1 protein-coding gene is annotated in these 1,903 nt (G+C 66.8%); it reads left to right on the top strand.

Translation table 11 applies throughout. From position 1 onward, the window contains the following. Window positions 1-1,903: patatin-like phospholipase family protein (locus AC16JP_RS01740; protein WP_484338876.1), on the top strand; the 1,903-nt coding region annotated here is incomplete at both ends.

The raw sequence follows: 1,903 nt of genomic DNA, 5'->3' as shown, positions 1-1,903 counted from the left end.
CCGGTCGATGTGGTCGCCGGCACCAGCATGGGGGCGGTCGTCGGCAGCCTCTATGCGCAGGGCAAAAGCCCCGCCGAACTCACCCGCATCACCGAAGAAATTCCCTGGACGACGATCTTCAACGACGACGTCCCGCGCGACCGTCTGAGCTTCCGCCGCAAACGCGACGAACGCGACGTGCTGATCGACTATCGCATCAGCTTCGACGATCGGGGGCTGGTGCTGCCCAAGGGCGTATTGCGCGGCCAGGACCTGTTCCTGACGCTTGCCGAATATCTGGCGCCCGCACGCAGCGAACGCAACTTCGACCATCTCGCCATTCCGTTCCGCGCCGTCGCCGGCGATCTCGAAACCGGTCAGGCAGTGGTGATGGGCAGCGGCGACATCGCAACCGCCGTTTTCGCCTCGATGGCGGTGCCGGGCGGCCTCCCGCCGGTAGAACGCGACGGCAAGCTGCTGGTCGACGGCTTCATCGTCGACAATGTCCCCGTAGATGTCGCCCGCTCGATGGGGGCCACGCGCCTGATCGTCGTCGACGTCAGCACACCGCTGCACCGGCGCGACCAGATCTCCAGCTTCGTATCGGTCATCGGCCAGTTGCAACTGCTGCTGGGGCGGGAAAACATCGACCGCCAGATCGCCACCCTTACACCGGCCGACGTGCTGGTCCGCCCGCAGCTCGATGGCATCGCCACCACCAGCTTCGACCACGCTGAGGCCGCAATCGCAGCCGGCCGTGCAGCCGCCATTGCCGCGCTCGACGGCCTGAAGGCCTATGCCCTGCCGCCCGCCGAATGGCAGGCCTATCTCGAAGCGCGCGCCGCCCGCGCGCCGCGCAACGCCCCGCAGGTGACCTATGTAAAGTTCGACAACCGTTCGGAAACCCCCACCCGCACCATCGAATCCTTCGTCCGCCAGCGGCCGGGCCGCCCGCTCGATGCACGCCGCATGACGGAAGACCTGCAGGAAATCTACGCGCTGGGCGGATTCCGCGCCGTCCGCTACGGCATCGACCCCGCGCCGCTGCCCGGCGGCGAAGGCCTGACCGTCACCACTGTCGGCGACCCCTCGGCCGCCAACTGGCTGCAAGTCGGGCTTGGCATCGAAACCGATTTCAACCGCCACAACGCCCTCGTCGTTGGGCTGGCCTACACCGACCGGAACTTCCTCGACACCGGCGCGGAATGGCGCACCGACATCCGCGTCGGCACCAACCTGCTGTTTGCAACCGGTCTCTATGCCGAATGGGGCCGTCGCGGCCAGAGCCCCGGCGAAGGCGGGCGCCTGTTCGCCGAAATCACCCCCTACTGGTCGCGGACGGATACGCTGCTCTATGATGGCGACCATGCAATCGCCGAAGTCCGCGATGCCCGCATCGGCACAACGCTCGATGGCGGGATATTGTTCGGAAACCGCGCCGAACTGCGCTTCGGCACGTCGATTGCGCGCGTCCGCCTCGACACGCTGATCGGCGGGCCGCTCGGTCCCGACGCGCACCTGACCGACAGCGAATGGCATGTCGGCCTCACGGTCGACACGCTCGACCAGCGGAACTTCCCGACGACCGGCAGCTTCCTGTCGCTCCGCTTCACTGATCATGTGCGCTGGCTGGGCGGCGATCTGGATTATGTCGTCGTCACCGGGCGTTTCTGGAAGCCGCTCACCAGCGGCCGCAATACGTTGCTGCTTTCGGGCGAATTCGGCATCACCAGTTCCGGCGACGGGCGCAGCCTCGGCGATTTCCGGCTGGGCGGCTTCCTCAACCTGTCGGGCCTTGAAAGCAACCGGCTGGTCGGCCGGCAAAAGCTGCTGGCCCGCGCCGTCTTTTACCGCCGCATTACCGAGGACGCACCGATCATCAGCCTGCCGCTCTATGTCGGCGCCAGCGCCGAAGTCGGCAATG

Source organism: Sandaracinobacteroides sp., from assembly GCF_057137845.1.
Note: the sequence above shows the minus strand (reverse complement) of the source record. Positions and strands in the feature narration are given on the sequence as shown.